Annotated in this window: 21 protein-coding genes; 12 read left to right on the forward strand and 9 right to left on the reverse strand. The window is 72.1% G+C overall.

The genetic code is table 11. The annotated features are described in order from the left end of the window. Positions 1 to 17: 17 nt before the first annotated feature. Entirely contained in the window at positions 18 to 1,514 is a 1,497-nt protein-coding gene (locus ACXVGS_RS03635; RefSeq protein ID WP_458536642.1) for a CoA-acylating methylmalonate-semialdehyde dehydrogenase, read from the reverse strand. A 203-nt stretch (positions 1,515 to 1,717) separates the two neighbouring features. Between ACXVGS_RS03635 and ACXVGS_RS03640 the strand changes: the two genes are divergently transcribed. Further along, positions 1,718 to 4,756 carry a sensor domain-containing protein gene (locus tag ACXVGS_RS03640; RefSeq protein WP_458531448.1) on the forward strand — a complete coding sequence of 1,013 codons (3,039 nt, stop codon included), beginning with the start codon at positions 1,718 to 1,720 and terminating at the stop codon, positions 4,754 to 4,756. Between the two features lie 124 nt (positions 4,757 to 4,880). On the opposite strand, the gene rplI is transcribed toward ACXVGS_RS03640, so the two are convergent. The 6 genes from rplI to ACXVGS_RS03670 form a co-directional block, all read right to left on the reverse strand. Continuing rightward, on the reverse strand, positions 4,881 to 5,327 hold the full coding sequence (gene rplI / locus ACXVGS_RS03645) for a 50S ribosomal protein L9 (protein WP_458528546.1): 447 nt from the start codon (positions 5,325 to 5,327) through the stop codon (positions 4,881 to 4,883). 35 nt (positions 5,328 to 5,362) lie between these two features. Continuing rightward, positions 5,363 to 5,599: a 30S ribosomal protein S18 gene (gene rpsR, locus ACXVGS_RS03650; RefSeq protein ID WP_013494395.1), complete on the reverse strand. Its 237-nt coding sequence runs from the start codon at positions 5,597 to 5,599 to the stop codon at positions 5,363 to 5,365. 173 nt (positions 5,600 to 5,772) lie between these two features. Beyond that, complete coding sequence (locus ACXVGS_RS03655) at positions 5,773 to 6,315, reverse strand: single-stranded DNA-binding protein (protein WP_458536633.1); 543 nt, start codon at positions 6,313 to 6,315, stop codon at positions 5,773 to 5,775. A 17-nt stretch (positions 6,316 to 6,332) separates the two neighbouring features. After that, positions 6,333 to 6,620, reverse strand: a complete 288-nt coding sequence (gene rpsF / locus ACXVGS_RS03660; RefSeq protein WP_458536634.1) for a 30S ribosomal protein S6 — start codon at positions 6,618 to 6,620, stop codon at positions 6,333 to 6,335. Positions 6,621 to 6,803: 183 nt separating this feature from the next. Beyond that, positions 6,804 to 8,225 (reverse strand): glycosyltransferase 87 family protein, encoded by a 1,422-nt coding sequence (locus tag ACXVGS_RS03665; protein ID WP_458536635.1) that lies wholly within the window; start codon positions 8,223 to 8,225, stop codon positions 6,804 to 6,806. Positions 8,226 to 8,358: 133 nt separating this feature from the next. Then, the gene (locus ACXVGS_RS03670) at positions 8,359 to 10,578 is read right to left on the reverse strand and encodes a transglycosylase domain-containing protein (protein WP_458528543.1); all 2,220 of its coding nucleotides are present in this window, start codon (positions 10,576 to 10,578) and stop codon (positions 8,359 to 8,361) included. Positions 10,579 to 10,805: 227 nt separating this feature from the next. Between ACXVGS_RS03670 and ACXVGS_RS03675 the strand changes: the two genes are divergently transcribed. From ACXVGS_RS03675 to ACXVGS_RS03690, 4 genes are all read left to right on the forward strand, one after another. Continuing rightward, a complete protein-coding gene (locus ACXVGS_RS03675; protein WP_458528542.1) occupies positions 10,806 to 11,399 on the forward strand; it encodes a helix-turn-helix transcriptional regulator in 594 nt (197 codons plus the stop codon). Between the two features lie 63 nt (positions 11,400 to 11,462). Continuing rightward, the gene (locus ACXVGS_RS03680) at positions 11,463 to 12,554 is read left to right on the forward strand and encodes an inositol-3-phosphate synthase (RefSeq protein ID WP_458528541.1); all 1,092 of its coding nucleotides are present in this window, start codon (positions 11,463 to 11,465) and stop codon (positions 12,552 to 12,554) included. 185 nt (positions 12,555 to 12,739) lie between these two features. Next, entirely contained in the window at positions 12,740 to 13,981 is a 1,242-nt protein-coding gene (locus ACXVGS_RS03685) for a lamin tail domain-containing protein (protein WP_458528540.1), read from the forward strand. Positions 13,982 to 14,029: 48 nt separating this feature from the next. Continuing rightward, the gene (locus tag ACXVGS_RS03690) at positions 14,030 to 14,245 is read left to right on the forward strand and encodes a biotin/lipoyl-binding carrier protein (RefSeq protein ID WP_141790562.1); all 216 of its coding nucleotides are present in this window, start codon (positions 14,030 to 14,032) and stop codon (positions 14,243 to 14,245) included. A 38-nt stretch (positions 14,246 to 14,283) separates the two neighbouring features. Here ACXVGS_RS03690 and ACXVGS_RS03695 read toward each other — a convergent pair whose 3' ends face one another. Beyond that, positions 14,284 to 15,069 (reverse strand): glycerophosphodiester phosphodiesterase, encoded by a 786-nt coding sequence (locus ACXVGS_RS03695; protein WP_458528539.1) that lies wholly within the window; start codon positions 15,067 to 15,069, stop codon positions 14,284 to 14,286. Positions 15,070 to 15,139: 70 nt separating this feature from the next. Here ACXVGS_RS03695 and ACXVGS_RS03700 point away from each other — a divergent pair, with 70 nt between their 5' ends. Further along, positions 15,140 to 16,420 carry an MFS transporter gene (locus ACXVGS_RS03700; RefSeq protein WP_458528538.1) on the forward strand — a complete coding sequence of 427 codons (1,281 nt, stop codon included), beginning with the start codon at positions 15,140 to 15,142 and terminating at the stop codon, positions 16,418 to 16,420. A 7-nt stretch (positions 16,421 to 16,427) separates the two neighbouring features. Here the strand turns inward: ACXVGS_RS03700 and ACXVGS_RS03705 are convergent, their stop codons facing one another. Further along, on the reverse strand, positions 16,428 to 17,894 hold the full coding sequence (locus tag ACXVGS_RS03705) for a CCA tRNA nucleotidyltransferase (RefSeq protein WP_458528537.1): 1,467 nt from the start codon (positions 17,892 to 17,894) through the stop codon (positions 16,428 to 16,430). A gap of 86 nt (positions 17,895 to 17,980) precedes the next feature. Between ACXVGS_RS03705 and ACXVGS_RS03710 the strand changes: the two genes are divergently transcribed. The 6 genes from ACXVGS_RS03710 to ACXVGS_RS03735 all read left to right on the forward strand — a co-directional run bounded on the left by ACXVGS_RS03710 (position 17,981) and on the right by ACXVGS_RS03735 (position 25,609). After that, positions 17,981 to 18,466: an NUDIX hydrolase gene (locus tag ACXVGS_RS03710; protein ID WP_458528536.1), complete on the forward strand. Its 486-nt coding sequence runs from the start codon at positions 17,981 to 17,983 to the stop codon at positions 18,464 to 18,466. A 20-nt stretch (positions 18,467 to 18,486) separates the two neighbouring features. Next, a complete protein-coding gene (locus ACXVGS_RS03715; RefSeq protein WP_458528535.1) occupies positions 18,487 to 20,661 on the forward strand; it encodes a DUF6049 family protein in 2,175 nt (724 codons plus the stop codon). After that, positions 20,658 to 22,289: a murein biosynthesis integral membrane protein MurJ gene (gene murJ / locus ACXVGS_RS03720; protein WP_458528534.1), complete on the forward strand. Its 1,632-nt coding sequence runs from the start codon at positions 20,658 to 20,660 to the stop codon at positions 22,287 to 22,289. The genes ACXVGS_RS03715 and murJ overlap by 4 nt, the downstream gene beginning before the upstream one ends. A 52-nt stretch (positions 22,290 to 22,341) precedes the next feature. Continuing rightward, positions 22,342 to 24,183, forward strand: coding sequence for a hypothetical protein (locus tag ACXVGS_RS03725; protein ID WP_458528533.1), 1,842 nt, complete (start codon positions 22,342 to 22,344; stop codon positions 24,181 to 24,183). Positions 24,184 to 24,185: 2 nt separating this feature from the next. Then, positions 24,186 to 24,815: an RNA polymerase sigma factor SigM gene (gene sigM, locus ACXVGS_RS03730; protein WP_458528532.1), complete on the forward strand. Its 630-nt coding sequence runs from the start codon at positions 24,186 to 24,188 to the stop codon at positions 24,813 to 24,815. A 71-nt stretch (positions 24,816 to 24,886) separates the two neighbouring features. Further along, entirely contained in the window at positions 24,887 to 25,609 is a 723-nt protein-coding gene (locus tag ACXVGS_RS03735) for a hypothetical protein (protein ID WP_458536636.1), read from the forward strand. Positions 25,610 to 25,643: the final 34 nt, after the last annotated feature.

The raw sequence follows: 25,643 nt of genomic DNA on the forward strand, positions 1-25,643 counted from the left end.
CACGCGCCTTTGCGCGGTCAGTCGTGGGTGGGGAAGCCCAGGTTGAGCCCGCCGTGGCTCGGGTCGAGCCAGCGTGAGGTGACCACCTTGCCGCGGGTGAAGAAGTGCACGCCCTCGGTGCCGTGGGCGTGGCTGTCACCGAACAGCGAGCTCTTCCAGCCACCGAAGGAGTAGTAGGCCATGGGCACGGGGATCGGCACGTTGACGCCGACCATGCCGACCTCGACCTCGTTCTGGTAGCGCCGGGCGGCACCACCGTCGTTGGTGAAGATCGCCGTGCCGTTGCCGTAGGGGTTGGCGTTGACCAGCTCCAGCGCCGCGTCGTAGCTCGGCACCCGCACCACCGACAGCACCGGGCCGAAGATCTCGTCGGTGTAGATCGACATGTCCGGGGTGACGTGGTCGAACAGGGTCGGGCGCAGCCAGAAGCCGCCCTCGTCGCCGTCGACATCACCCTCCCGCCCGTCGACCACGAGCGTGGCGCCCGACTCGACCCCCGCCTCGACGTAGCCGACGACCTTGTCCCGGTGCGCGCCGGTGACCAGCGGGCCCATGTCGCAGCCCCGGGTCCCGTCACCGGTGCGCAGGGTGGCCATCCGCTCGCGGATCCGCGCGACCAGGTCGTCCGCGACCGGCTCGACCGCGACCAGCGCCGAGATGGCCATGCACCGCTCCCCGGCCGAGCCGAAGCCCGCGTTGACCGCGGCGTCGGCGGCGAGGTCCAGGTCGGCGTCGGGCAGCACCACCATGTGGTTCTTCGCCCCGCCCAGGGCCTGCACGCGCTTGCCCGCGGCGGTGCCCTTCTCGTAGACGTACTTCGCGATCGGGGTGGACCCGACGAAGGAGACGGCCTTGACGTCGGGGTGCTCCAGCAGCCGGTCCACCGCCTCCTTGTCCCCGTGGACGACATTGACCACCCCGTCGGGGAGGCCGGCCTCCTTCCACAGCTGCGCGACCGCGTTGACCGCCGAGGGGTCCTTCTCGGAGGGTTTGATGACCACGGCGTTGCCGCAGGCCACGGCGATCGGGACGAACCACATCGGCACCATCGCCGGGAAGTTGAACGGCGAGACGACGGCGACGACGCCGAGCGCCTGGCGGATGGAGTAGACGTCGACCTTGGTGGAGACGTTCTCGCTGAAGCCGCCCTTGAGCAGGTGCGGGATGCCGCAGGCGAACTCGACGACCTCGAGCCCGCGGGTGACCTCGCCGAGGGCGTCGGAGAGGACCTTGCCGTGCTCGGCGGTGATGAGCGCGGCGATCTCCTCCTTGCGGGCGTTGAGCAGCTCCCGGAACGCGAAGAGGACCTGGGCCCGCCGGGTCAGCGAGGCTTGTCCCCACTCGCGGCTGGCGTCGTGGGCGACCTTGACGACCTCGTCGACGGTGGCCGCCGAGGCGAGGTCGAGCTGGCCGGTGACCTCACCGCTGGCGGGGTTGTAGACCGGGCTGGTCCGCTCGGCGACCCCCGTCCAGGGGGCGCCGCCGACGAGGTGGGTGATGCGGGGGGCAGGGATGCTCACGGCTGGTGTCCTTCTCGCTCAGGGGCGCGGGTGCGGCCAGCGTATGCCGGGTCCCCCCGGCCCGGGGAGGGGCACAGGACACCAGCGGAAGGGACATCTTTGGGCAAACAACGACCGTGACGACCGCGCCGCTGGCTAGCCTTGGCGGCCAACAGGGGACGGCCCAGCTCCCCTGCGCCGGCGACAGGAGGGTGCTCGTGAACGTCCCCCTCCCTGCCGAGGCCGGCCTCGCCGACGTCACGGCATACCTGGAGGGCCTGCTGCGTCACTCCGACGCCGTGATCAGCGTCCGCAGCGCCGACGAGGGCCGGCTGCTGCTGGTCAACGACGCCTTCGCCGCGCTCCTGCAGCGTCCGGTGGAGGCCCTCGTGGGGCGGCTCGTCGAGGACGTCCTTCCCGCCGCCTCCGCCGCCGGGGTCCGCGCCCACGACGCCCTGGTGCTGCAGACCGGGGAGGCGCGGACCAGCCACGAGACCTTCCTGGACGACCGCGGACGACCGCAGTCCTGGGTCACCCAGCGCTTCCCGCTCATGGACGTCTCCGGGCGCACCTACGCCGTGGCGAGCATCGCCACCGACGTCACCGAGCTGGAGCGGACCCGCAGCTCCCTCGCGGAGACCGAGCAGCGCTACCGCGCCCTGGTCGAGCACTCCCCGTTCGCGATCGTCGTGCACGTCCAGGGGCGGTTCCGCTTCGCCAACGCCGCCGCGCTGCGGCTGCTCGGGGCGGCCACCGAGGAGGACCTGCTCGGCCGGGCGGTGCTCGACGTCATCCCCGAGTCCGACCGCTCCGAGGCGGCCTCGATGATCGCCAACATCCTCGCGGGGCGCAGCGAGATCGCCGGGCGCCGTGAGGCGGTGCGGCTCGACGGCGGACGGATCATCGTCGAGATCACGGCCAGCGCCGTGCCCTGGGAGGGCCAGACCGCGGTGCAGATGGAGGTCCGCGACGTCACCGAGGAGACCCGGTCCCGTGAGCTGCTCGCCCGCGCCCACCAGGAGTCGGTGGAGGCCGCGGCCCGGCTGCGGCTGCTGCACACCGTGGCCACCGCTGCCCACGACGCGCTGACCATCGAGGAGGCGGCGGCCGAGGCGCTCCGGGCGACGTGCGAGCACTTCGGCTTCGCCGCGGCCCTGCTTCGGCCGTGCGCGACCGGGGACGACCGCCCCGTCCCCGCTGCGCCCGTGCGACACGTGGCGGCCGGCCCCGCCTCGGACGTCCTCCCGCTCGCCCTCGACCAGGCGCCCACCGTGGTGCTGACCGGGTTCGACGCGAGTGGCGCCAACGGGCGGGTCACCGACAGTGACGGCGCCGGCGTGTTCGACGTCGACCCGACCTCGGACGACGCGTTCGAGGCCGCGCTCGGGCACGCCGGGGTGCGGACCACGCACGTCGTGCCGGTGACCTTGCGCGACAGGGTCACGAGCGTCTGCGAGTTCTTCGACACCGGCGAGGCTGCCGCGGCCACAGACCACCGCGGCACGCTGCGCATCGTCGCCCACGAGCTGTCCCGGGTGCTCGAGCGGCAGCGGGCCCTGGAGGAGCGCGCCGCCCACGAGGCGCGGTTCCGCACGATGTTCCTCAGCTCGCCGGTGGCGATGGCCCTGTCCGACAGCCTCGGGCACTTCGTCTCGGTCAACCCCGCGTTCTCGGCGATGCTCGGGCTGCCGGAGGAGGAGATCATCGGCCGGTCCTCGGACGTCTTCACCCACCCCGACGACGTGGCCGGCAACGCCCGGATCAGCGCCACCCTCGACCACACCACCGGTCAGGTCTACCGGGTGGAGAAGCGCTACCTGCACTCCAGCGGACGGGTGGTCTGGGGCCTGCTCTCGGTGACCCGGGTGACCTTCCCCGACGGGCGGAACTACACCCTGGCCCAGGTCGAGGACATCACCGACCGGCGTCAGGCCGAGGCCGACCTGCACCGCCAGGCGCAGCACGACGCGCTCACCGGACTGGCCAACCGGGGCAGCCTCGGCCGCAGCCTCAGCGCCCTGGTCGACTCCACCGACGAGCTGGCGGTGCTGTTCGTCGACCTCGACAGCTTCAAGCTGGTCAACGACACCCACGGCCACTCCACCGGCGACGCCGTCCTGCAGGAGGTCGCGCGCCGCCTCCCCCTGGCCGTCCGTCCCGGGGACCTGGTCGCCCGGTTCGGCGGGGACGAGTTCGTCGTCGTCTGCTGCGGGGTGTCCACCCACGCGGAGGCAATGGAGCTCGCGGCCGGGGTCGAGCACGCCCTCGCCACACCGATCCCCTTCTCCGGTGGTGAGCTCGACGTCACCGCCAGCATCGGTATCGCGCTCAGCTCACCTCCCGGGGGTGCCCGGTTCCTCGACGCCGAGGAGCTGGTCCGGCGTGCCGACGCGGCGATGTACCTCGCCAAACGGCGCGGCAAGGACCGCGCCGACGTCTACGACGAGTCCCTGCACGCCACGAACCAGTCCCGCACGCGGACCGCCGCCGCGTTGCGCCGCGGGCTGGCCGGTGAGGGCCTGCAGGTCCACTTCCAGCCGATCGTCGACCTCACCCTGGGCGAGGTGGTGTGCGCAGAGGCCTTGGTCAAGATGGTCGACCGGGACGGTGGGCTGATCCGCACCGCCGAGCTCGTCGACGTGGCCGAGGAGACCGGCCTGATCACGGCGCTCGGCTCCTGGGTGCTGCGCCAGGCCTGCACCGAGGTGGCACAGCTGCGCCGGGAGACCGGCTGGGCGATGGCGGTGACCGTGAACCTGTCCGCTCGTCAGGCCGGCCTGCCGGGCCTGGCCGCCGAGGTGCTCGGCGTGCTCGAGGAGACCGGGCTGGAGCCGGACGGCCTGTCCCTGGAGCTGACCGAGTCCGCGCTGCTGGAGTTCAACGACGCCACCCTGACCCAGCTCAACACCCTGCGCGACCACGGCGTCGGCATCGGCATCGACGACTTCGGCACCGGCTACTCCTCCCTGACCTACCTGCGCCGGTTCCCGGTCAGCTTCGTCAAGGTCGACCAGGCCTTCGTCCGCGGCCTGCCCGGCTCCGAGCGCGACGCCGTCATCGTGCGCTCCGTCAACACCCTGGCGCGGGACCTGGGCCTGGCCTGCGTCGTCGAGGGGGTCGAGACCGCCGAGCAGCTGCACGCGGTGCGTGAGCTCGGCGCGCTGTTCGCGCAGGGCTACCTCTTCTCCCGGCCGGTGCCGCTGCCGGCCCTGCGCGACCTGCTCATCCGTGGGGTCCAGGTGCCAGCGCACCCCTGAGGCGGCGGGGTCGCGTTCGGTCGGGGCGTCGTCGCCGACCCTCGGCGCCCGGGCATGACGAAGGGGCCTGGTTCCACGTGGAACCAGGCCCCTTCGGCTGCTGCCGAGGCAGCGGGAGCGTGCGTCAGCCGGCGACGACGGTCAGCGCGACCGTGGCCTGGACCTCCGGGTGCAGGCGCACGAGCGCCTGGTGCGACCCGGTGGACTTGATCGGCGTGGCGATCTCGATCTTGCGGCGGTCCAGCGCCGGACCACCGGCAGCCGTGACGGCCGCGGCGATCTCGGCCGGGGTGACGGCGCCGAAGAGGCGGCCCGACGCACCGGTCTTGGCCTCGACCTTGACGGCCTTGGCCTCGAGCTGGCCCTTGATGGCCTTGGCCTCGTCGAGCGACTTCACCTCGCGGGTCTCGCGACCCTTGCGGATCGAGTCGACCTGCTTCTGGCCGCCCTTGGTCCAGGCCGTGGCCAGACCGCGGGGGAACAGGAAGTTGCGGGCGTAGCCGTCCTTGACCTCGACGACGTCACCGGCGGTGCCGAGACCCGACACCTCCTGGGTGAGGATGAGCTTCATGGGTTGTCTCCTTCGCGACGACTCAGTGAGCTAGCTCAGCGAGCCGAGCTGGAGTAGGGCAGCAGGGCCATCTCACGGGCGTTCTTCACGGCCGTGGCGATGAGGCGCTGCTCCTGGACGGACACGCCGGTCACCCGACGAGCGCGGATCTTGCCGCGGTCGGAGATGAACTTGCGCAGCAGCGCGGTGTCCTTGTAGTCGATGTTCTCGACCTTCGCCGCCTTGAGCGGGTTGGCCTTCTTCTTGGGCTTGCGCACTACGGGCTTGGCCATCGTGGTGCTCTCCATTCTGTGAGAGCCCGGAGTGTGTGCTCCGGGATAGCGTGTGGTTCCGGTGGGACTCGCGTCTCACCTGTTGGTGCGGCCGGCTTCACAGGCACAAGGAAGCCGTCTCACCACGGTCACAGGGCTCACCTTGTCGGGCGTGTTCCCTGTTCCCTTTTCTGTTAGAAGGGCGGCTCGTCGTAGGACGGGCCGGCGCCCCAGCCGCCACCTTGCGGAGCGCCCTGGGGAGCACCCGCGGACGGGCCGGTGGCCCAGGGGTCGTCGCTCGGCGCGCTCTGGCCGCCACCGAAGCCGGAGTTGCCCCCGCCCTGGTTGCCGCCGAAGCCGCCGCCGCCACCGCGCTGGGTGCGGTTGACCTTGGCCGTCGCGTAGCGCAGCGAGGGGCCGACCTCGTCGACCTCCATCTCCACGACCGTGCGCTTCTCGCCTTCCTTGGTCTCGTAGGAACGAGACTTCAGTCGGCCGGACACGATCACGCGGGTGCCACGCTGGAGCGACTCGGCGACGTTCTCCGCCGCGTCACGCCACACCGAGCAGCGCATGAACAGCGTCTCGCCGTCCTTCCACTCGTTGCTCTGACGGTCGAACGCGCGCGGCGTCGACGCAACGGTGAAGTTGGCCACCGCAGCCCCGGACGGCGTGAACCGCAGCTCCGGGTCGTTGGTGATGTTGCCGATGATCGTGATGACGGTGTCGCCAGCCATGGTGTGATCCCCTGTTCTCAGGCGCCGGGGCGCAGGAGCTTGGTCCGCAGGACAGACTCGTTCAGGTTGAGCTGGCGGTCCAGCTCCTTGGCGGTGGCCGGCTCGGTGGTCATGTTGACGACCGCGTAGATGCCCTCGGACTCCTTCTTGATGTCGTAGGCCATCCGGCGACGACCCCAGATGTCGACGTTGTCCACGGTGCCGCCGTCCTTGGTGACGACGGTGAGGAACTTGTCGAGGCTCGGCTGGATCGTGCGCTCCTCGAGTTCGGGGTCGAGGATGATCATGAGCTCGTACTGACGCATGCTGTTAACCCACCTCCTTTGGTCTAGAGCGGTCACGGTCTTTCCGTGACAGGAGGGTTGCAGCGTCCCACCGCGGCGCACTCTGCCAGTGGTCACTGACAGTGGGTATGCCGCGGCGAACTTCACGAGGGTACCCGCACGTCGCGGCCGGGAAGAAATCAGCGACCGCGTGTCCGGCCCGGGTCACCCGAAGCGCACCAGGACCCGGTCCTCCGCGCCGGCGATCGGGCCGGCGAGCTCGTCGACCTCACCCTCCAGCCGCTCCTGCTCGGCGACCTCGGTCTCCTCCAGCTCGTCCTCGGGCAGGGCCCACCGGGCCCGCGCCACGCGCACCACCTGGGCGACCAGCCACCCCAGGGCCAGCAGCCGCGCGAGCAGCAGCCCGGCATACGGACCGGAGGGCAGGCCGCGGTCCTTGACGCTGAGCCCGGCGAGGTAGAGCCAGACCGCGACGGAGTAGACGACCTCGCTACCGGCCCAGATGAGGTGGTCGCGCCAGCGCACGCCTACCAGCGCGATCAGCGGCAGCAGCCACAGGCACGCCTGGACGGGCACGGACTTGCCGGTCACCAGGACGATCGCCAGCATCAGCAGGGCAACCTCGGCAACGGCGGGCCGGCGCTGGGTGGCGAGGGCGAGGACAGCACCGGCGACCAGCGCGGCGACCCAGCCCATCACGGCCAGGACCGTCACCGCCCCGACAGGCAGGTCGTGGTCGAACAGCTGCGGCACCAGCCACAGCGAGCCGTAGCCGGCCCCTGCGCCCCACCAGCGCCGGTAGGTGGACAGGAACCCGTCGGCGTTGACGACGAGCCAGGGCAGCGACACCAGAAGCCAGGTCGCCAGGGTCGCGCCGGCGAGCGCGGCCCACTGCCGCAGCCGGCCACCCCGCACCGCGACCAGGCCGATGGCGGCCACGATGACGAGGGGGTAGGTGCGGGTCGCGACCGCGAGGCCGAGCACCAGCCCGGCCAGCGGCACCCGACGCCGACCCCAGGCCCACAGCCCCACGGAGGTCAGCACCACGCCCAACAGGTCGACCGAGACCAGCGAGGCGGTGACGATGACCGGCGAGAGCGCGACGTGGGCGGCCTTCCACGGGTGCCGGCGCACCGACGCGGCGGTCACGATGACGAGCAGCACGAGCAGCACGGTGACGAGGACCGCCCACAGCCCGAAGTACCACTGCTGCCGGGTGGTCACCGGCCCGCCGGGCACGAGCAGCGCCATGACCCACATGGCGAGGCCGCTCCCGACCGGTTGGTCCAGCGACCCGGCACCGTTGTGGAGGTAGGGCAGCGTGCCGGTGGCCAGTCCGGAGGTCTGGAAGACCAGCGGCAGGTCGGAGTAGCACGCGTGCCAGAACTGGTCGGGGGTGCTCCACCCGGTCCGCAGGCAGTGCGCCCGCTGGGCCACGGAGAGGGCGACCATCAGCGCGACGAGTCCGCTGAGCACGGCCGCGGCCGCCTGCCAGCCGTCGCGCGAGCGGCGCCCGATCGCGGCATACCGGCCCAACGGGCCTCCGGCGACCTGGCTGGCCGCCGCCGCCACGGGGTCCTCCAGCGTCGGCGCCACGGTCTGGTCGGGCGAGGTGCTCGGGCGCATGTCGCGCAGACTACGGGCTCTGGCTGGCCCGTGGCCGACGTCCCTGCGGTATGCCGTGCCCCGCATCGACCGGGGAGACGGCGACGGGGCGCCCCCGCATGGTGCAGGAGGCGCCCCGTGGGCGTGGGTGCCGCTATGGCGTCGGCGTCGGCTGGCCGCGTCTGCCGGCTCCGCCCGAGGTCGAACCGGTGGTCGGGGTCCCTCCGCCCGTGGAGGTCTGGCCACCGCCACCCGGGAACGGCACGGTGAACGTCGGCTTCGGACCCTTGGTCCTGGTCGTCGTCGCGGACGTCGGCGGCGCCGTCGTCGTGCTCGTCGTGGAGGTGGTGCTCGTTGAGCTGGTCGCCGTCGTGGTCGGCGTGGGCGGGGCGACCTGGTCGTCGCCGATGCCGGCGCGCGGCGGGAAGTCCTGGACCGGCTTGCCCTTGAGGGCGCCCTCCATGAAGGCCGTCCAGATCTTCACCGGGTACGTGCCACCGGTGACCTCACCGAAGCCGTCGACCTTGATGCTGCCGGTGCCGTCGCCCTGGTAGATGCCCACCGCGGCGGCGAGCTGCGGGGTGAACCCGTCGAACCAGACCGCCTTGTTCTTGGTGGTCGTACCGGTCTTGCCGGCGGCCGGGCGGCCCAGCTCCTGGGCGTGCTGGGCGGTGCCCTCCTTGACCACACGGGTCATGGCGTCGGTGGCGTCGGCGGTGACGTCCTTGTCGAAGGCCGGGCGCACGTCCTTGTTGGCCTTGTAGTCGATGCTGCCGCTGCCCGAGGTGACCGACTTGATGAGGTACGGCTTGGCCCGGGTGCCCTGCGCCGCGATGGTGGCGTAGGCGTTGGCCATGTCGATGACCCTCGGCGAGGCGGAGCCGAGGATGTTGGCGTAGTTGGGGCTCAGGCCCGGTGTGGACTCCGGGACGCCGGCGGCGATGGCCGCCTCCATCGTCGACTGGGGCGTGACCTTGATGTTCAGCGCCGCGAAGACGGTGTTGACCGAGTGGGCCGTGGCCGTGCGCAGGTCGATGTCACCGAACTGCTCGTCGCCGAAGTTGCGGATGGTGCCGTTGGCGTCGACCTCGCTGCCCGTCGAGCCGTTCTGGCCCTTGAACTCGGGGAAGTCCTGCGGGCTGTGGCCGTCGAAGCGGGTCTTGGTGCTGATGCCCTTCTGCAGCGCGGCGAGCAAGCCGAAGGCCTTGAACGTCGAACCCGCCTGCAGGTGGGCGTCGGTGGCCGAGTTGAACTGCACCTTGTTGTAGTCCCGGCCGCCGTACATCGCCACGATCGCGCCGTCACCGGGCTTGATCGCGACCAGGCCTGCGTGCAGCTGCTTGGAGGCCTGGCTCGACCCCGAACCGGGCAGGTTGTCGTTCACGGCCTGGATGGCCGAGTCCTCCGCGTTCTTGTCGATCGTGGTGACGACCTTGTAGCCACCCCGGTCGATGTCGGCGTCGGTCAGCTTGAGCCGGCTCTTGAGCTCGTCCTTGACCGCGTTGGTGATGTAGCCCAGGGCGCCGTTCCTGGACTTCTGGCGGTTCTTCGGGTCGTCGACCTTGGGGAACTTCGCCTGGTCGAACTGCTCCTGGGTGATCCACCCCTCCTTCTTCATGCCGTCCAGGACGTACTGCACGCGGTTCTTCGCGGCCTGGAGCGCCTGCGGGCCGTTCGCCGGGTCGTACAGCGAGGGGCCGTTGATGACCGAGGCGAGCAGGGCGCCCTGGGCCACGGTCAGCTGCGAGACGTCCTTGCCGAAGTAGGTCTTCGCCGCGGCCTGGATGCCGTAGGCACCCCGGCCGAAGTAGATGGTGTTGAGGTAGCTCTCCAGGATCTGGTTCTTGCTCTGGGACTGATCGACCTTGATCGAGATCATCAGCTCCTTGTACTTCCGCGTGATCGTCTGATCCTGGGTGAGGAAGTAGTTCTTGACGTACTGCTGCGTGATCGTCGAGCCACCCTGGGTGGGCCCGCCCCGCATGGCCACGAGCACGGCCCGGCCGATACCGGTCGGGGAGACCCCGCTCTCGTTGTAGAAGTTGCGGTCCTCCGCTGCGAGGAGAGCCCGCTGCACGTGCAGCGGCACCTTGCTCAGCGACACCGACTCGCGGTTGATCTGGCTGATCCGGGCCAGCTCGGTCTTGCCGTCGGCGTAGTAGATGACCGAGGCCTGCGAGGTGGCCAGCTGGTTGGGGTTGGGGATCGGGGTGGTCGCGTAGGCGACGGCGAAGCCTGCCACGCCGAGCACACCGAGCGCCGCCAGCGTGAGCAGCACCCGCTTCCACGTGAAGAACCGGCGCCAGCCCTGCTGCTTCTGGGGCGGCTGGGCACGGCGTCGGCCGGCGGTACTTGCTCGGGTCTGTGCGTTCACGTGTCTTCTTCCGTTGAACGAGCGGGCGTGGCTGCCGGTCAGTATGCCGACGGGTCTTGTGCGTGCCTCGTCGAAACCGGTCGTGGGGGCGGCCCACGCCGCCCGAGCGTAACGGGGCGAGCGCGGTACGTCGAAATGCAGATATATCGCTGCGATATATCTGTGGGGTATGGTGGCGCGCACCAGCAGCAGCTGTGACCGAACGCACCATCCCGGAGGTGAGCCCCATGAGCCGTCGCGCCGCTCTGCTCGAGCTCGCCGTCCTCGGCCTGCTGCACGACGCGCCCATGCACGGCTACGAGCTGCGCAAGCGCCTCAACACCATCCTCGGCGCCTTCCGTGCGCTCTCCTACGGCACGCTCTACCCCTGCCTGCGCGACCTGGTCGAGCGCGGCTGGATCGCCGAGACCTCCCCCGACCCGGCCAGGGCGGCTCCCGCCCCGAGCAGCCGGCGCGCGCGGATCGTCTACGAGCTGACCGCCGAGGGCAAGGAGCGCTTCCAGGAGCTGCTGACCGACGCCGGTCCCGCGGCCTGGGAGGACGAGACCTTCGACGTGCACTTCGCCTTCTTCGCCCGCACCGAGGCCGACGTGCGCCTGCGCATCCTCGAGGGCCGGCGCAGCCGGCTGGAGGAGCGCCTGGACGCGTTCCGCTCCGCCGCGGTCAAGAACCGGGAGCGGGCCGACGCCTACACCGCTGAGCTGCAGCGGCACGGCCTGGAGTCCGCGGAGCGGGAGGTGCGCTGGCTCTCCGAGCTGATCAGCGCCGAACGCACCGGCCCCCCGCTGCCACCCGGTGGCGGGCCGGTCCCGCAGACCTGACCGACGGTCATACCCACCACTTCCCCCCGAGCAGTTCCACCACCCACAACAAGGAGAACCCCCATGGGATCCGTGCGCGTCGCCATCGTTGGCGTCGGCAACTGCGCCAGCTCGCTGGTTCAGGGTGTCGAGTACTACAAGGACGCCGACCCGAACGGCACTGTGCCCGGCCTGATGCACGTGCAGTTCGGTGACTACCACGTCAAGGACGTCGAGTTCGTCGCCGCGTTCGACGTGGACGCCAAGAAGGTCGGCTTCGACCTCTCCGAGGCCATCAACGCCTCCGAGAACAACACCATCAAGATCGCCGACGTGCCGCCGACCGGCGTCATCGTGCAGCGTGGTGTGACCAACGACGGCCTGGGCAAGTACTACCGCCTGACCATCGAGGAGTCGGACGCCGAGCCGGTGGACGTCGTCCAGGCCCTCAAGGACGCCAAGGTCGACGTGCTCGTGTCCTACCTGCCGGTGGGCTCCGAGGAGGCCGACAAGTACTACGCGCAGTGCGCCATCGACGCCGGCGTCGCCTTCGTCAACGCCCTGCCCGTCTTCATCGCCTCCGACCCGGAGTGGGCCGAGAAGTTCGAGAAGGCCGGCGTGCCGATCATCGGTGACGACATCAAGTCCCAGGTCGGCGCCACCATCACCCACCGCGTGATGGCCAAGCTGTTCGAGGACCGCGGCGTGGTGCTGGACCGCACCTACCAGCTCAACGTCGGCGGCAACATGGACTTCAAGAACATGCTGGAGCGCGACCGCCTCGAGTCCAAGAAGGTCTCCAAGACCCAGGCCGTCACCTCCAACCTCACCGGCCCGCTCGCCGGCAAGATCGAGGACAAGAACGTCCACATCGGCCCGTCGGACTACGTGCAGTGGCTCGACGACCGCAAGTGGGCCTACGTGCGCCTCGAGGGCCGTGCGTTCGGTGACGTCCCGCTCAACCTCGAGTACAAGCTCGAGGTCTGGGACTCCCCCAACTCCGCCGGCATCATCATCGACGCCATCCGCGCGGCCAAGATCGCCAAGGACCGCGGCATCGGCGGCGCGCTGATCTCCGCCTCGTCCTACCTGATGAAGTCCCCGCCGGTGCAGCGCGAGGACACCGAGGGCCGCACCAGGCTCGAGGCCTTCATCGCCGGAACCGAGGAGCGCTGACCGCGCGCTGACCTGCCGCACGCACACCGGAACGGCCCGGCTGTCCACCACGGACAGCCGGGCCGTTTCGTCCCTGAGTCAGCAGTTCGTCCGGGTTTGGTCAAGTCTCCATGTCCTTGGTCCCGGGCGCCCTAGCGTGCTGGGTCCCGTGGATCCGTTGCCGCGGGGGGAACGGAGGCGACGCTGTGTGGACCCGTCGAGCCCGAGGACACCGCCCGCGCGCCACGATCGTCACCGCGACCCTCGCCGGCCTGACGGTCCTGCTCACCGCGACCCCGGCGGCCGCGACCTGGGTGCAGCAACGTGCGGTAACCGAGGGCCGCTCGATGCGCACTGTCGACGGTGACACGATCAACGTGGATGTCTGGGGTGACGGCATCACCACCCCGCAGAGCATCCGCAACTCCGGCATCCAGGCCATGGAGGTCGGCCAGTGCCATTCGGCGCCCGCCACGGCACTGATGAGCTCGTTGACCTATGGCAAGCGCGTTCGGCTCACCGCTGCCAACGCACGCGCCGTCAGTGCGGGCCGGCCGGTCCGGTATGTCGACACCGTCACCAGAACCGGCGTCGTCGACACCGCCTTGGTGATGCTGCAGGCCGGCCAGGCAATCCCGCTGAACATCCCGCCCGAGACGGGTCGCTGGAAGCCCTACTCGGCGGCCGCCCAGGAAGCAGCGAAGAAGGGACAGGCGCTCTGGAACCCCGTGTACTGCGGTTCCGGCCCCCAACAAGGCAATCCCATCCGTCTCTGGGTCAACTACGACGGCGACGGTGATGAGTCCACCAACCCCAACGCGGAATACGTCCGCATCCTCAACGGCGGGACGACGCGGCTCGCCATCGGGGGCTGGTGGGTGCGAACAGGCGCCCCCGATTCCTATCGTTTTCCGGAGCACAGCTCGATCGCCCCAGGCAGCTACATCACTCTTCACGTGGGTAAGGGCATCCCCACGGGCACGAACTTCTACTGGGGCTCGACCTGGCCCAAGTTCGGCAACGTCGACGTCGGAGCGCCTGGCAACGGCGCCTACCTGTTCGACCCGCAGGGCGACCTGCGCGCGCACGCGATCTACCCCTGTCTCGTCGCCTGCACCGACGCCCGCAAGGGGAACGTGCGGGTCACCGCCGACCCGGTCCGCGAGGTCATCACGCTCACCAACACCGCGGCCACCCGGACCGACCTGTCGTTCCTCGTGGTGTCCGTGGGGGGCAGCACCTACGAGCTGCCGCGCACCCGGCTGGACCCCGGCGCCTCGGTGCGCGTGCACACCGGCACCGGCCACAACACCTCGACCGACTACTACTGGGGACGCTCTTCCCACCTGCTGGTGGACTCCGGCGGCAGGGTGTTGCTGCGCACCGCCGAGGACATCCGGCTCGGGTGCGACGGCTGGGGCAACGTCGGCTGCCCCAACCCGCTGTAGCAGGCCTCTGCAGGAGGCGGCTGTGGTCTGGGCCACTAGGGTGAGCCCATGAGCACCGAAGTCGCCTCCGATCTCGTCGCCAACGTCGCCAAGGTCCTCGTCTCGGTCGGCGACACGGTCTCCGCCGGTGACGAGCTCGCGCTCCTGGAGTCGATGAAGATGGAGATCCCGGTCCTCGCGGAGGAGGACGGCACCGTCACCGACGTGCGGGTCCAGGAGGGCGACGTGGTGCAGGAGGGCGACGTCCTCGTCGTCCTCGACTGACCCGGCCCACAGCTGGGCCGGCCTGCCCGCCCCCGTCCTCAGTCCGCCAGGCCGCGCAGGGACGGCAGCACGCGCGGCACGTCGTCGACCACCACCGCGTCCGCCCCGTCCTGGAGCAGCTGACGCGCCTGCTCCACGTCGGGGCACCAGACGACGACCTCCAGCCCCGCTTCGTGCGCCACGGCGATCGACTCCTTCGGCGGGGCGTGCACCGGGGCCCGGTCGACCTCGTTGGGTCCGAACGAGGTCCAGTGCGCGGCCAGGACGTCCACGCCGAGGTGCACCGCGGCCGGCACCGCCTTGCGCAGGGGGAAGCCCACCCACGTGAGCAGGCCCAGAGACAGAGCGGGCGCGCCGGCCCGGAGCCCGAGCAGCGCCGCGGGGTCGAAGGAGGTCGCCAGCACGGGCCGCTGCCTGGCCAGGTCCTCCGCCACCGGAGCCAGCAGACCTGCGGTGGTCGCTCCCGCGGGCCTCAGGGCGTCCTCCAGACAGCTCTTGACGTCGAGGTTGACCCCGATCCCCGCGGGCAGGTCGCCGACGTACTCCGCCAGCGTGCACGCCCCCAGCTCCCGCGCCTGGTCCAGCGACAGCTGTGCCACGAACGAGCCGTCCTGCCACGTGGGGAAGTGCCCGACGACCAGCTTGTCGTCGGCCGTGCGCCGCACATCGGTCTCGACCCAGCGCAACCCGACGGCTAGGGCCTGGCGCAGCGTCTCGCGGGTGTTTTCCCCCGGTCCCCGGCCCAGCCCCCGATGCCCCAGGACGGTCGGCCTCCCGCCGAAGACCGTTCCGCCGGCCTGCCCCCACCGCTCGTCCCGCCCCATGCCTCGATCCTCCTGCGGCAACACGGCTGTGCCAACCGCCCACGCCGCCTCCACATGACACGATGGCGACGTGACCGCCGCGGCGAGCCCCGCGCCCGCGCCCCGGTTGTGGGCCTTCGGGCCATCGTTCCGTCGGCTGCTTGCCGTCCGCCTCACCAGCCAGCTCGGCGACGGGGTCTTCGAGGTCGCCCTCGCCTCGCTGTTCTTCTTCTCCCCGGAGCGGGCCACGACGCCCGGGGGGATCGCCGCCGCGTTCGCGGTGCTCACGCTGCCGTTCACGGTGATCGGGCCTTGGGCCGGGGTGCCCCTGGACCGCTGGTCGAGGCGCAACACCCTGATGCTCGGCAACCTGGTGCGGGCCGCCCTGGCCGTGGTCGTGGCCGTCCTGCTCGCCCTGCCCGCCCCTGACCCCGTCCTGTATGCCGTGGTGCTCACCTTCCTGAGCATCAACCGGTTCCTGCTCGCAGCGCTGTCCGCCGGCCTGCCCCACGTGGTCGACCCCGCCCACCTGGTGGCTGCCAACGCGGTGACCCCAACGCTGGGCACCGCCGCCTACCTCGTGGGCGGCGGGATCGCCTACGCCGCCCGGCTGACCGGCGCGGGCCACCCGGGGCTGGTGCTCATCGTCGCCGTGCTGCTCGCGGGTGCGGCGGCACTGGCCCTGCGTCTGCGGCCCACCCAGCTCGGGCCCGACCGTGAGCCGTTCACCCCGGGCACCGCCGCCGGCATCGCCGAAGTGGCTCGCGACCTGGTGCGCGGCCTGCGGCACCTGCGCTCACGGCATACCGCTGCGAACGCCCTGGGCGCGATGACCGGCCACCGGCTGCTCTTCGGGGTCTCGACGCTGGCCCTGATCCTGCTCGCGCGCAACCACTTCGGCGACGGCTCGAGCCAGCGCGGGCTGACCGTGCTCGGGTGGGTGCTCGGCGCCGGGGCCGGCGGGTTCCTGGTCGCCGCCTTCGTCACGCCCTGGTGGGTGCGGCGCCGCCACGACCCGACGACCGTCGTCGCGCTGGCCCTGACCGGGGCGGGGCTGGCCACCGCCGCCCTCGTCCCGGTGCTCGCGCTGCCCGTGCTGCTGGTCGCAGCCGCGGTCATCGGGTGGGCCGGGCAGAGCCTGAAGATCTGCGTGGACACCCTGGTGCAGCGCGACGTCGACGACGCCTTCCGGGGCCGGGTCTTCAGCGTCTACGACGTGCTGTTCAACGCCGCGTTCGTCGTCGCGATCGCCGTGGCCGCGGTGGTCGTCCCGACCGACGGTGACGCGCCCGTGGTGTTTGCCGTGCTGGCAGTGGCCTACCTGGCCCTGTCCTGGGCGTACCGGCAGGCCAGCCTGCGCCAGCGCGCCTGACCCGTCCTCAGCCGGCGGTCTCCGGCTGCTGCGCCCACCAGGCGAGCAGCTCCTCCCGGGCGGCGTCCTCCCCGATCAGCCCGCGGTCCAGCCGCACGGCCAGCAGGTGCTTGTACGCCCGTCCCAGCAGCGGCCCCGGCCGGATGCCGAGCACCTCGGCGATCTGGTTGCCGTCCAGCTCGGGGCGCACGGCGGCGAGCTCCTCCTGCTCCAGCAGGCGGGCGATGCGGGCCTCGAGCTCGTCGTAGGTGCGGGACAGGCGCTGGGCCTTGCGCACGTTGCGGGTGGTGCAGTCGGAGCGAGTCAGCCGGTGCAGGCGCGGCAGCAGCGGCCCAGCGTCGGTGACGTAGCGGCGCACCGCGGAGTCGGTCCACTGGCCCTCGCCGTAGCCGTGGAAGCGCAGGTGCAGCTCGACCAGGCGCGAGACGGCCTTGACCGTGTCCTTGTCGAAACGCAGGGCGCGCAGCCGCTTGGCCGTCATCTTGGCCCCGACGACCTCGTGGTGGTGGAAGCTGACGCCGCCGCCGGGCTCGAACCGGCGGGTCGCCGGCTTGCCGATGTCGTGCAGCAGCGCGGCCAGGCGCAGCACCAGGTCCGGACCGGGCACCGACTCCTCCGGGCCGTCCGGCGGCCCCTCGAGCGCGATCGCCTGCTCCAGCACGATGAGGGAGTGCTCGTAGACGTCCTTGTGCCGGTGGTGCTCGTCGAGCTCGAGCTTCAGGGCGGGCAGCTCGGGGAGCATCTGGTCGGCCAGCCCCGTGTCGACCAGCACCCGCAGGCCCGCCTTGGGGTCCGGCGAGAGCAGCAGCTTCTCCAGCTCCACCCTGATCCGCTCGGCCGAGATGATTTCCAGCCGCCCGGCCATGTCCCGGACCGCCGCGTCGACCTCCGGCGCCAGGGTGAAGCCGAGCTGGGCCACGAACCGGGCCGCCCGCATCATGCGCAGCGGATCGTCGGCGAAGGACTCCTGCGGCGTCCCCGGCGTGCGCAGGACCCGCGCGGCCAGGTCGGCGAGGCCGTCGTGCGGGTCGACGAACTCCAGCGTCGGCAGCCGCAGCGCCATGGCGTTGACGGTGAAGTCGCGGCGCACCAGGTCGTCGGCGAGGTTGTCGCCGAAGGCGACCTCGGGCTTGCGGGTGGTGCGGTCGTAGGCGTCGGCGCGGTAGGTCGTCACCTCGATCGTGGTGGTGCCCTTGCGCGCCCCGATCGTGCCGAACGCCCGCCCGACGTCCCAGTGGGCGTCGACCCAGCCCCGCAGGACCTTCTCGGTCTGTTCCGGCGTGGCGTCGGTGGTGAAGTCGAGGTCGGGCGAGGTGCGGCCGAGGAACGCGTCCCGGACCGGGCCACCGACCAGGGCCACCTCGTGCCCGGCTGCGACGAAACGCTCCCCGAGCTCGGTGAGCAGCGGCAGGACGGGGGCGAGGCGGCGCACGGCCTCCTGCAGGAGGGAGCTGGGTCGGGCGGTGGAGGACACGAGACTCAAGGGTAGGTGACGGCGCGTGACGGGCGACCGCCTGCGCTGACAGGTAGGGTCATCGCGGCGCTGGCTACAGTGACGGGGTGACTTCCCCGGACCCTCGGCCGACCCGGCTGCCACGCCGGTTGCCGGCCGTGGAGGAGACCTCCGCCGGCGGGGTGGTCATCGACGTCCAGGACGGCGCGGCCCGCATCGCCGTGATCGCGCGGCGCAACCGGGCCGGTCGCGTGGAGTGGTGCCTGCCCAAGGGACACATGGAGCCGGGTGAGTCACTGCCCGAGACGGCGGCCCGTGAGGTCGCGGAGGAGACAGGCATCATCGGCCGCGTGATCGAGTCGCTGGGCACCATCGACTACTGGTTCTCCACCCCGGACCGGCGCATCCACAAGGTGGTCCACCACTTCCTGCTCGAGGCCACCGGAGGCGAGCTGAGTATCGACGGGGACCCCGACGCCGAGGCCATCGACGTCGCCTGGGTCGCCCTGGACGAGGTCCATGAGCACCTCACCTTCCCCAACGAACGCCGCATCGCCCAGGCCGCCTGGGAGCGGCTGGCGGGCTCCGCGTGACGCGACGGCAGGACACGCACATGTGGACGCAGGTACGTCGGGTGCTCACCGCTGCCCTCGTGGCCACCGCCGTGGTGGCCCCGGCTGCGGCCACCGCGGCCGCGGTCCCGCAGGCCACCGCACCCCTCACGGCTCCCGCCGCGACCGGGCCCAGGGTGACGGTGCAGCTGGACGCCTTCAGCCCCCAGATCGCCCGCCCCGGCCAGGCCGTGACGGTGCGCGGCACGATCCGCAACACCGGTGCCGCCCCCTTGGCCAACCCCACCGTGGTGGCCCGGTTGCGCGCCGACGGCCTCGGCAACCGCGAGCAGGTGGCCTCGTGGGCGCAGGGCTCACGCGAGGTCACCCCCGGTCCGGTGGTCGCCCACCAGGCACTCAAGGGTTCCCTGACCACCGGCCAGACGGCGGCGTTCTCCCTCACCATCCCGGCCCGGGCGGTGTCCAACCCCTCGGCCTTCGCGGCCCTGCCCCTGGCCATCGAGGCCGCCCCTGCCGGGGCCGAGACCCCCGCGGGCACCTCGCACACGTTCCTGCCGTGGTACCAGCGCAAGGAGTTCACCCCCCTCTCCCTCGCCTGGCTGGTCCCGCTGACCCTGGACCCCGACCCCGCCCTGTTCGGGGCGCCCAGCCGCGCGCGGACGCGGGCCTGGCAGCAAGCGATCGGCCCCGGCTCGCGGATCGACCGGCTGATCACCGGTACCCGGGCCGGTCGCGTCACCTGGTTCGTGGACCCGGCCGTGCTCGGGCCTCCGGCCGGCGCGAGCGCGACCACCCCGCCGCCCACCCCCACGTCCACCTCCACCCCCACGCCGACGCCGAGCACGGGCGGGACCGGTCCGGTCACCCCGCCGGCCGATGCCGTCACCACGTTGACGACCTCGCTGGGAAACCGCCTCGCCGCGGCCGGCTCGGCCCATCCCCTGTGGGCGCTGCCCTACTCGGACCCCGACCTGGCGGCCACGCTGGGCCTCTCCCCCGGTGACCCGAGCGTTGCCACTGTGATGGCCACCCCGGACCAGCTAGGCGCCGCAGTGGGCCACAGCGTCCGTGACGACATCGCCTGGCCGGTCGACGGCCGGATGACGCCGGCCCGGGAGTCCGGGCTGCGCAACCTGTTCCGGGGCAACGGGCTCACCGCCGGAGTGGTGTCGGCGTCCTCGCTGCCGGTCACCGACGACGGCGTCACGCCGAGTGCGGGGCGACGCACCCCCGACGGCCTGCCGCTGTTGGCCTACGACGACCAGCTCAGCTCGTTGCTCGCCGCCACCCGGTCTCCGCAGGAGACGACGGCCGTCATCGAGCGCTTTCTCGCCGAGACGATCACGATGCTGCAGGAGCGGCCCTCGGTGCGGCGTTCGGCGCTGGTGGCGGCGTCGCGGTCCTTCGCCGGAGACCCGGCGAGCGTGGCCGCGCTGCTCAAGGCGAGCGCCGCGGCACCCTGGCTGACCACGGTCAGCACCACCGACCTGGTCCACGAGGCCGTGGACGCCGAGGCCGAGGCCGGCGCGGCCGTGGCTCCCCGCCGGTACGCCGACGCCCTGGCGCCGGGGCGTTCCCCGCTGACCCGGTCGACGCTGGCCGAGCTGCCTCAGACGCGTTCCAGCATCGAGGGTGTCGCCAGCGTGGTGGACCCCAGCCAGTTCCCGGCCGCGCTCTGGCAGGACGCCAACGCCCAGCAGCTCTCCTCGCGGTGGCGCGGGCAGCCCCGCTCGTTCGCCACGCTCCGCGACGCCGTCGACGGGGCCGTGTCCGGCGTGAGCTCGGGCATTCGGGTGAACCCCGCGACCGTCAACTTCCTGGCAGACCAGGGGGTCCTGCAGATTACCGTGGTCAACACCCTCGAGACGTCGGTGCACGACGTGCGCCTGCACCTCGAGCCGGGCAGCCCGCGGCTGCGCATCGACGACCAGCCGGAGCCACTGCGGATCAACCGGGGCAGCCGCGTCACGGTCAAGGTGCACGTCACCGCCGTCGCGGCCGGGCTGGTCCCGATCCAGGCGAGCCTGAGCTCGGCCAACGGGACCCCGATCGGCCAGGGAGCGAGGGTCGACGTCAGGGTCAGCCCGACCTCAGGCTGGGTCTACTGGGTCCTCGGCGTGGCGGCCGGCCTCGTGCTCGTCCTGGGCGTCCTGCGGTCCCTGCGCCGGGGCCGCACCCGGCCCGCACTTCCCCCACAGGAGAATGTCCTGCCATGAGCGACTCCACCGCCAGCCTCGCGCGCTCCAGCGCGGTCATGGCAGCCGGCACCATCGTGTCCCGCGTCCTGGGCATGGTCCGGGCCACCATGCTCGGGGCCGTGATCGGCATGACCGGGCTGTCCGCCGATGCGTTCCAGGTGGCGAACACGCTGCCCAACCTGCTGTTCCTGCTGCTCGCGGGTGGCGTCCTCAACGCGGTCCTGGTGCCACAGCTGACCAAGGCGGCCCAGCACGCCGATGGCGGCCAGGACTTCGTGGACCGGCTCCTGACCCTGTCCATCGTGGCCATGGGCGTGCTGACCCTGGTCGTGACCGCGGCCGCCGGCCTGCTGGTCCGCCTCTTCAGCCAGGGCTTCTCCCCCGAGACCATGAGCCTGAGCATCTCGTTCGCCCTGATCTGCCTGCCGCAGGTCTTCTTCTACGGCCTCTACACGCTGCTCGGGCAGGTGCTGAACGCGCGGTCCCAGTTCGCGGCATACATGTGGGCCCCTGTCGTGGCCAACGTGGTGTCGATCGCCGGCATGGCGATCTTCCTGACGCGCTACCCCCGCCAGCCCGACGTCTCGGCCTGGACCCCCGGGATGATCTGGCTGCTCGCCGGCACCACGACTCTGGGCATCATCGCCCAAGCGCTGGTCCTGCTGGTCCCGTTGCGCCGTGGCGGCTTCCGCTTCCGTCCGCGTTGGGGCTTCCGCGGCGTCGGCCTGCGTTCGTCGTCCACGGTGGCCGGCTGGACCTTCGCCGCGCTCGGAGTCTCCCAGGCGTCGTTCATCGTCACCTCCAAGGTGCTCACTCGGGCGACGAGCCTCAGCTCGGAGCAGCACCTGCACGAGCCGGGGCTGACCGCCTACAGCAACGCCTTCCTGCTGTTCATGCTGCCCCACTCCCTGGTCACCGTCTCCCTGGTGACCGCCCTGTTCACCCGGATGAGCAAGGCCGCCAACACCGGTGACCTCGCCGAGGTGCGCGGGGACGTCAGCCGGGGCATGCGGCTCACGGCGGTGGCCACCGTCCCGGCGACCGTGGCCAGCTTCGTGCTCGGCACCGCGCTCGTCGGCACCCTGTTCTTCAAGAACTCCGCCGCCGATGTGCACGCCACCACCGTGGTGATGGTGGCGATGATGGCCGGCCTCGTGCCGTTCGGCACGCTCTACCTGCTGCAGCGCGTCTACTACGCGTTCGAGGACGCCCGGACCCCGTTCGTCCTGCAGCTCGTCTCCAGCGGCGTCGGCACCGCGATCAGCCTCGTCGCACTGACGCTGCCCGTCGCCTGGATGGGCATCGCGGTGGGCCTCGGCCAGACGGTGAGCAACCTCGCCGGGGCTTCGCTGGGCCTGGTCTGGGCCCGTCGGCGCCTGGACGGGCTGCCCCTGCGCCCCGTCGCGCGCACCTACACGCGTCTGGGTGTCGCCGCCGTCGTGGCCGGCGGCGCGGCATACCTGGTCCGCCTCGGGGTGGAGTCCGTGGTCTCCGGGCGGGTCGAGAACCTCGTCACCCTCGTCCTGGCCGGCCTGGTGTTCGGTGTCGTCTACCTGGTGCTCGCGCGGGCGCTGCGCGTGCGCGAGGTGGAGGAGCTGCTCGGACCGGTCGTGTCGAAGGTGCGTCGCCTCGTCCCTGGAGCCTGACGCCCACCTAGGATGTGGCCAGACCGATGGACACGACGAGGGGAGCTGCCGAGTGCACGGCCTGGGCCCGGGGACGATCGTGGGGGACCGCTACACCGTGCAGCGACGGCTGTCCCGGTCGCGGGACCGTGCCCGGTGGACCGCCCACGACACCACGCTCGAGCGTGACGTCAACCTGACCGTCTTCCCGAGCGACCACCCCAACGCCGACGCGGCCATGGACGCGGCGCGCCGGGCGGCCGGCGTCGAGGACTCCCGGCTCGTGCGCGTCCTCGACGTCGGGGTCCAGGACGAGTTCGCGTGGATCGTCGAGGAGTCTTTGCCCGGGGCCCGCTCCGTCGCCTCCCTGCTGGGGCAGGGAGGACTGCCTGCCGAGGAGGTTCGCCGGGTCACAGGCGAAGCCGCCGCCGGGCTGGAGACGGGTCGCTCGCGCGGCCTGCACCACCAGCGCCTCACCCCGCACGAGGTCATGCGCGCCTCCGACGGCACGGTCAAGGTGTCCGGGCTGGCCATCGCGGCCGCGCTCGACGGCGTCGACGAGGTCGACCCCGTGGAGGCCTCACGGGCCGACGCCGTCGCGCTGGTGGCCCTGGCCTACGCCGCGCTCACCAGCCGCTGGCCGGTCGACACCCCGGTGGAAGGCCTCGAAGCGGCCCCGCGCCTCGCCAACGGCGTCCCCGCCCCGTCCGAGATCGCCGCCGGCGTGCCCGGTGACCTCGACGCCATCTGCCGCCTGACCCTCAACGAGGGAGCCGGGCCGCTGGACCCGGGCGACCTCGCTGCGCAGATCGCCCCCTGGTCGAGGGAACAGGTCAACCCCGAGGCCATCGCGGAGCAGACCACCGAGCTGCCCGCCCAGTCCGCGCCGGTCCCGTCGACCGCCGCCCCGGCCGCCGCTGTCGCTGCCGGTCGGGCCGGCAGCGCGCCCGCGCAACCGGCCCCCGCGACGTCGCAGCCCGGGGTGGCCCCAGCCCCCGCACGCGGAGGGTCAACCGCAGCCATGGCCCCGGCCGCGGGCGCCTCGCAGACGGCGGCTGGGGCCGTGCAAGCCACGCCCACGACAGCGGCGAAGGCCCCGAAGGTCGCCAAGGTCGGCTCCTTCGCCCGGGCCGCCGCCGACCGCGCCGCCCACGCCACCGGCATGCACGGCGCGGACGACACCGAGACGATCAGCCTGCCGGAGGTGTTCCAGACCGCAGAGGAGCCCGAGGAACCGCCGCTGCCCCTGCTGCACACCGGTTCGGAGCCCCCGTCGGGCAACCAGACCAGGATCGTGGTCACGATCCTGGTCGGCTTCCTCGTCGTCGTGCTCCTGTTGGGCTACTGCGGTATCTCGAGCATCGGCTCCGGCAGCAGCCTGCCCCTGGGCGGGAGCGCGCCGCGCCACACCTCCAGTGCCACGACACCGCCGGCGACCAGCCCGAGCAGCGCTCCTCCCAGGTCGAGCGCCCCCACGAGCTCGGCGCCCATCGCGGTCGTCGACGCCTCTGGCTTCGACCCCGAGGGCGACCAGAGCGAGAAGGACTCCGCCGCGAGCCGGGTCCTGGACGGCGACCCCAGCACGGTCTGGCAGTCCGAGGGCTACAACTCCCCCTCGTTCGGCGGCCTGAAGAAGGGCGTCGGGGTCATCCTCGACCTCGGCAGCCCCAGGACCGTCCACTCGGCCCGGCTCACCCTGGGCAACGGGCCGGCCGACGTCACCGTCTACGCGGCGCCGTCGCGGTCCCTGGACGGGGCCTCGACCATCGGCGAGGTCCAGGGGGCGAGCGACACCGCGACCGTCACCGCCCCGACGGACCTGCCGCCTGCCCGGTTCGTCATCGTCTGGTTCACCCTCATCCCCCAGGACGGTGGTCGCTACCGCGCTTCCCTGGCCGACATCAAGCTGAGCTGACCATGACCCCGCCGTCGCACCCGGTCCCGCGCCGCCTTGGCCCGGAGGAGCTCGCGTCCCTGCCCGACGCCGAGCTGCTCGCCGCGCACTGCGCCGGCGACCCGGAGGCCTTCGGTGAGCTGTTCCGCCGTCACCGCGACCGGATGTGGGCGGTGGCGCTGCGCACGACGAGCGACCGGGAGCTGGCTGCCGACGCCGTGCAGGACGCCTTCATCTCGGCCTTCCGCCGCGCCGACTCCTTCCGCGGCGACGCCGCCGTGACCACCTGGTTGCACCGGATCGTGGTCAACGCGTGCCTCGACCGGTTGCGCCGCCGGCGGCCCACCTCCGAGCTCCCGGAGCACGACCTGCCGGACTCGCGGGACGAGCATGCCAGCGTGGAGACCCGCCTGGACGTGCGCAAGGCCCTCGAACAGCTGCCCGAGGGTCAGCGCCTCGCGCTGGTGCTGGTCGACATGCAGGGGCTGAGCGTCGCCGAGGCTGCCGCCGTCCTCGACGTGGCCGAGGGCACGATCAAGTCCCGCTGCGCCCGGGGCAGGGCGGCCATGGCCGAGCTGCTCGGCCTCAAACGGACGCCACCCCCGGCAACCGGCCCCCCGCGCGCCCGCCCGGAACCTTCGGCCTCGCCCTGACGTCCTACCCTCGTCGGCCCCACCGAGTGACCCCCCGCACCCGCACCGACCCGCCCTGGAGGTGACCCGCCGTGATCCTGCCCCGCCACCCCTCAGGCGACCAGGATGACGACCCGACCGGCGTGCGGGCCCTGCTGTCCGCGCTGCCCGAGCCTGAGCCCATGCCCGAGGACCTCGTACGCCGTATCAGCGCGAGCCTCGCCGCCGAGCAGTCGGCCCGCCCGCCCGCAGACGTCTCCGTGACGCCGTTGCTGCCCACACGCCGTCGCGCCCGCCGGGTGCTGTTCCCCGTTGCCGCCGCGGCCGCTGGTATCGCCGCGGTCGCCCTGGCGGGAACCGGCGTCCTGCACCTGGCTTCTGGTTCCAGCACCAGCTCCGGCTCGGCGGCCTCCGCCGGCGCCCAGCTCGCAGCCACCGACGACCCGAGCCGTAAGGCGGCGTCCGGGGCAGGCGCCGGGCAGCACATCCAGGTGTCGAGCATGCGCTACACCGCCCGGGAGTTCGCAACCCAGGCTGGGCACCTCGACACGGTGCCGGCCCCCGGGGTGGCCCCGCTGACCGGCGAGGCTCCCGCGGTCGGCCCGATCGCCACGCCTCGCGGCCTGGCCGACTGCCTCGCTGGCCTCGGTGTCGGGCCGGTCACGTCGGTCACGGCGGACATCGCCTTCTACGACGCCCAGCCCGCCGTGATCCTGGTCGTCCTCGCGCGGGGTGCGCGCACGGCATACGCCGTCGGCCGCAACTGCTCGGCCACCGACCCGCACGTGCTCCACGGCGCCACCCCGCTGCCTTGACGACCTGCCACCGCCGCGTCTGCGGCCGTGGAAC

The sequence above is a fragment of the Oryzihumus sp. genome (assembly GCF_054325275.1).

Coding starts and splice junctions, on each gene's coding strand:
- ACXVGS_RS03715 (WP_458528535.1), top strand. CDS start 18,487: ATGTGGACGCAGGTACGTCGGGTGCTCACCGCTGCCCTCGTGGCCACC.
- sigM (WP_458528532.1), top strand. CDS start 24,186: ATGACCCCGCCGTCGCACCCGGTCCCGCGCCGCCTTGGCCCGGAGGAG.
- rpsR (WP_013494395.1), bottom strand. CDS start 5,599: ATGGCCAAGCCCGTAGTGCGCAAGCCCAAGAAGAAGGCCAACCCGCTC.
- ACXVGS_RS03665 (WP_458536635.1), bottom strand. CDS start 8,225: ATGCGCCCGAGCACCTCGCCCGACCAGACCGTGGCGCCGACGCTGGAG.
- ACXVGS_RS03675 (WP_458528542.1), top strand. CDS start 10,806: ATGAGCCGTCGCGCCGCTCTGCTCGAGCTCGCCGTCCTCGGCCTGCTG.
- rpsF (WP_458536634.1), bottom strand. CDS start 6,620: ATGCGTCAGTACGAGCTCATGATCATCCTCGACCCCGAACTCGAGGAG.
- ACXVGS_RS03655 (WP_458536633.1), bottom strand. CDS start 6,315: ATGGCTGGCGACACCGTCATCACGATCATCGGCAACATCACCAACGAC.
- ACXVGS_RS03680 (WP_458528541.1), top strand. CDS start 11,463: ATGGGATCCGTGCGCGTCGCCATCGTTGGCGTCGGCAACTGCGCCAGC.
- ACXVGS_RS03695 (WP_458528539.1), bottom strand. CDS start 15,069: ATGGGGCGGGACGAGCGGTGGGGGCAGGCCGGCGGAACGGTCTTCGGC.
- murJ (WP_458528534.1), top strand. CDS start 20,658: ATGAGCGACTCCACCGCCAGCCTCGCGCGCTCCAGCGCGGTCATGGCA.
- rplI (WP_458528546.1), bottom strand. CDS start 5,327: ATGAAGCTCATCCTCACCCAGGAGGTGTCGGGTCTCGGCACCGCCGGT.
- ACXVGS_RS03690 (WP_141790562.1), top strand. CDS start 14,030: ATGAGCACCGAAGTCGCCTCCGATCTCGTCGCCAACGTCGCCAAGGTC.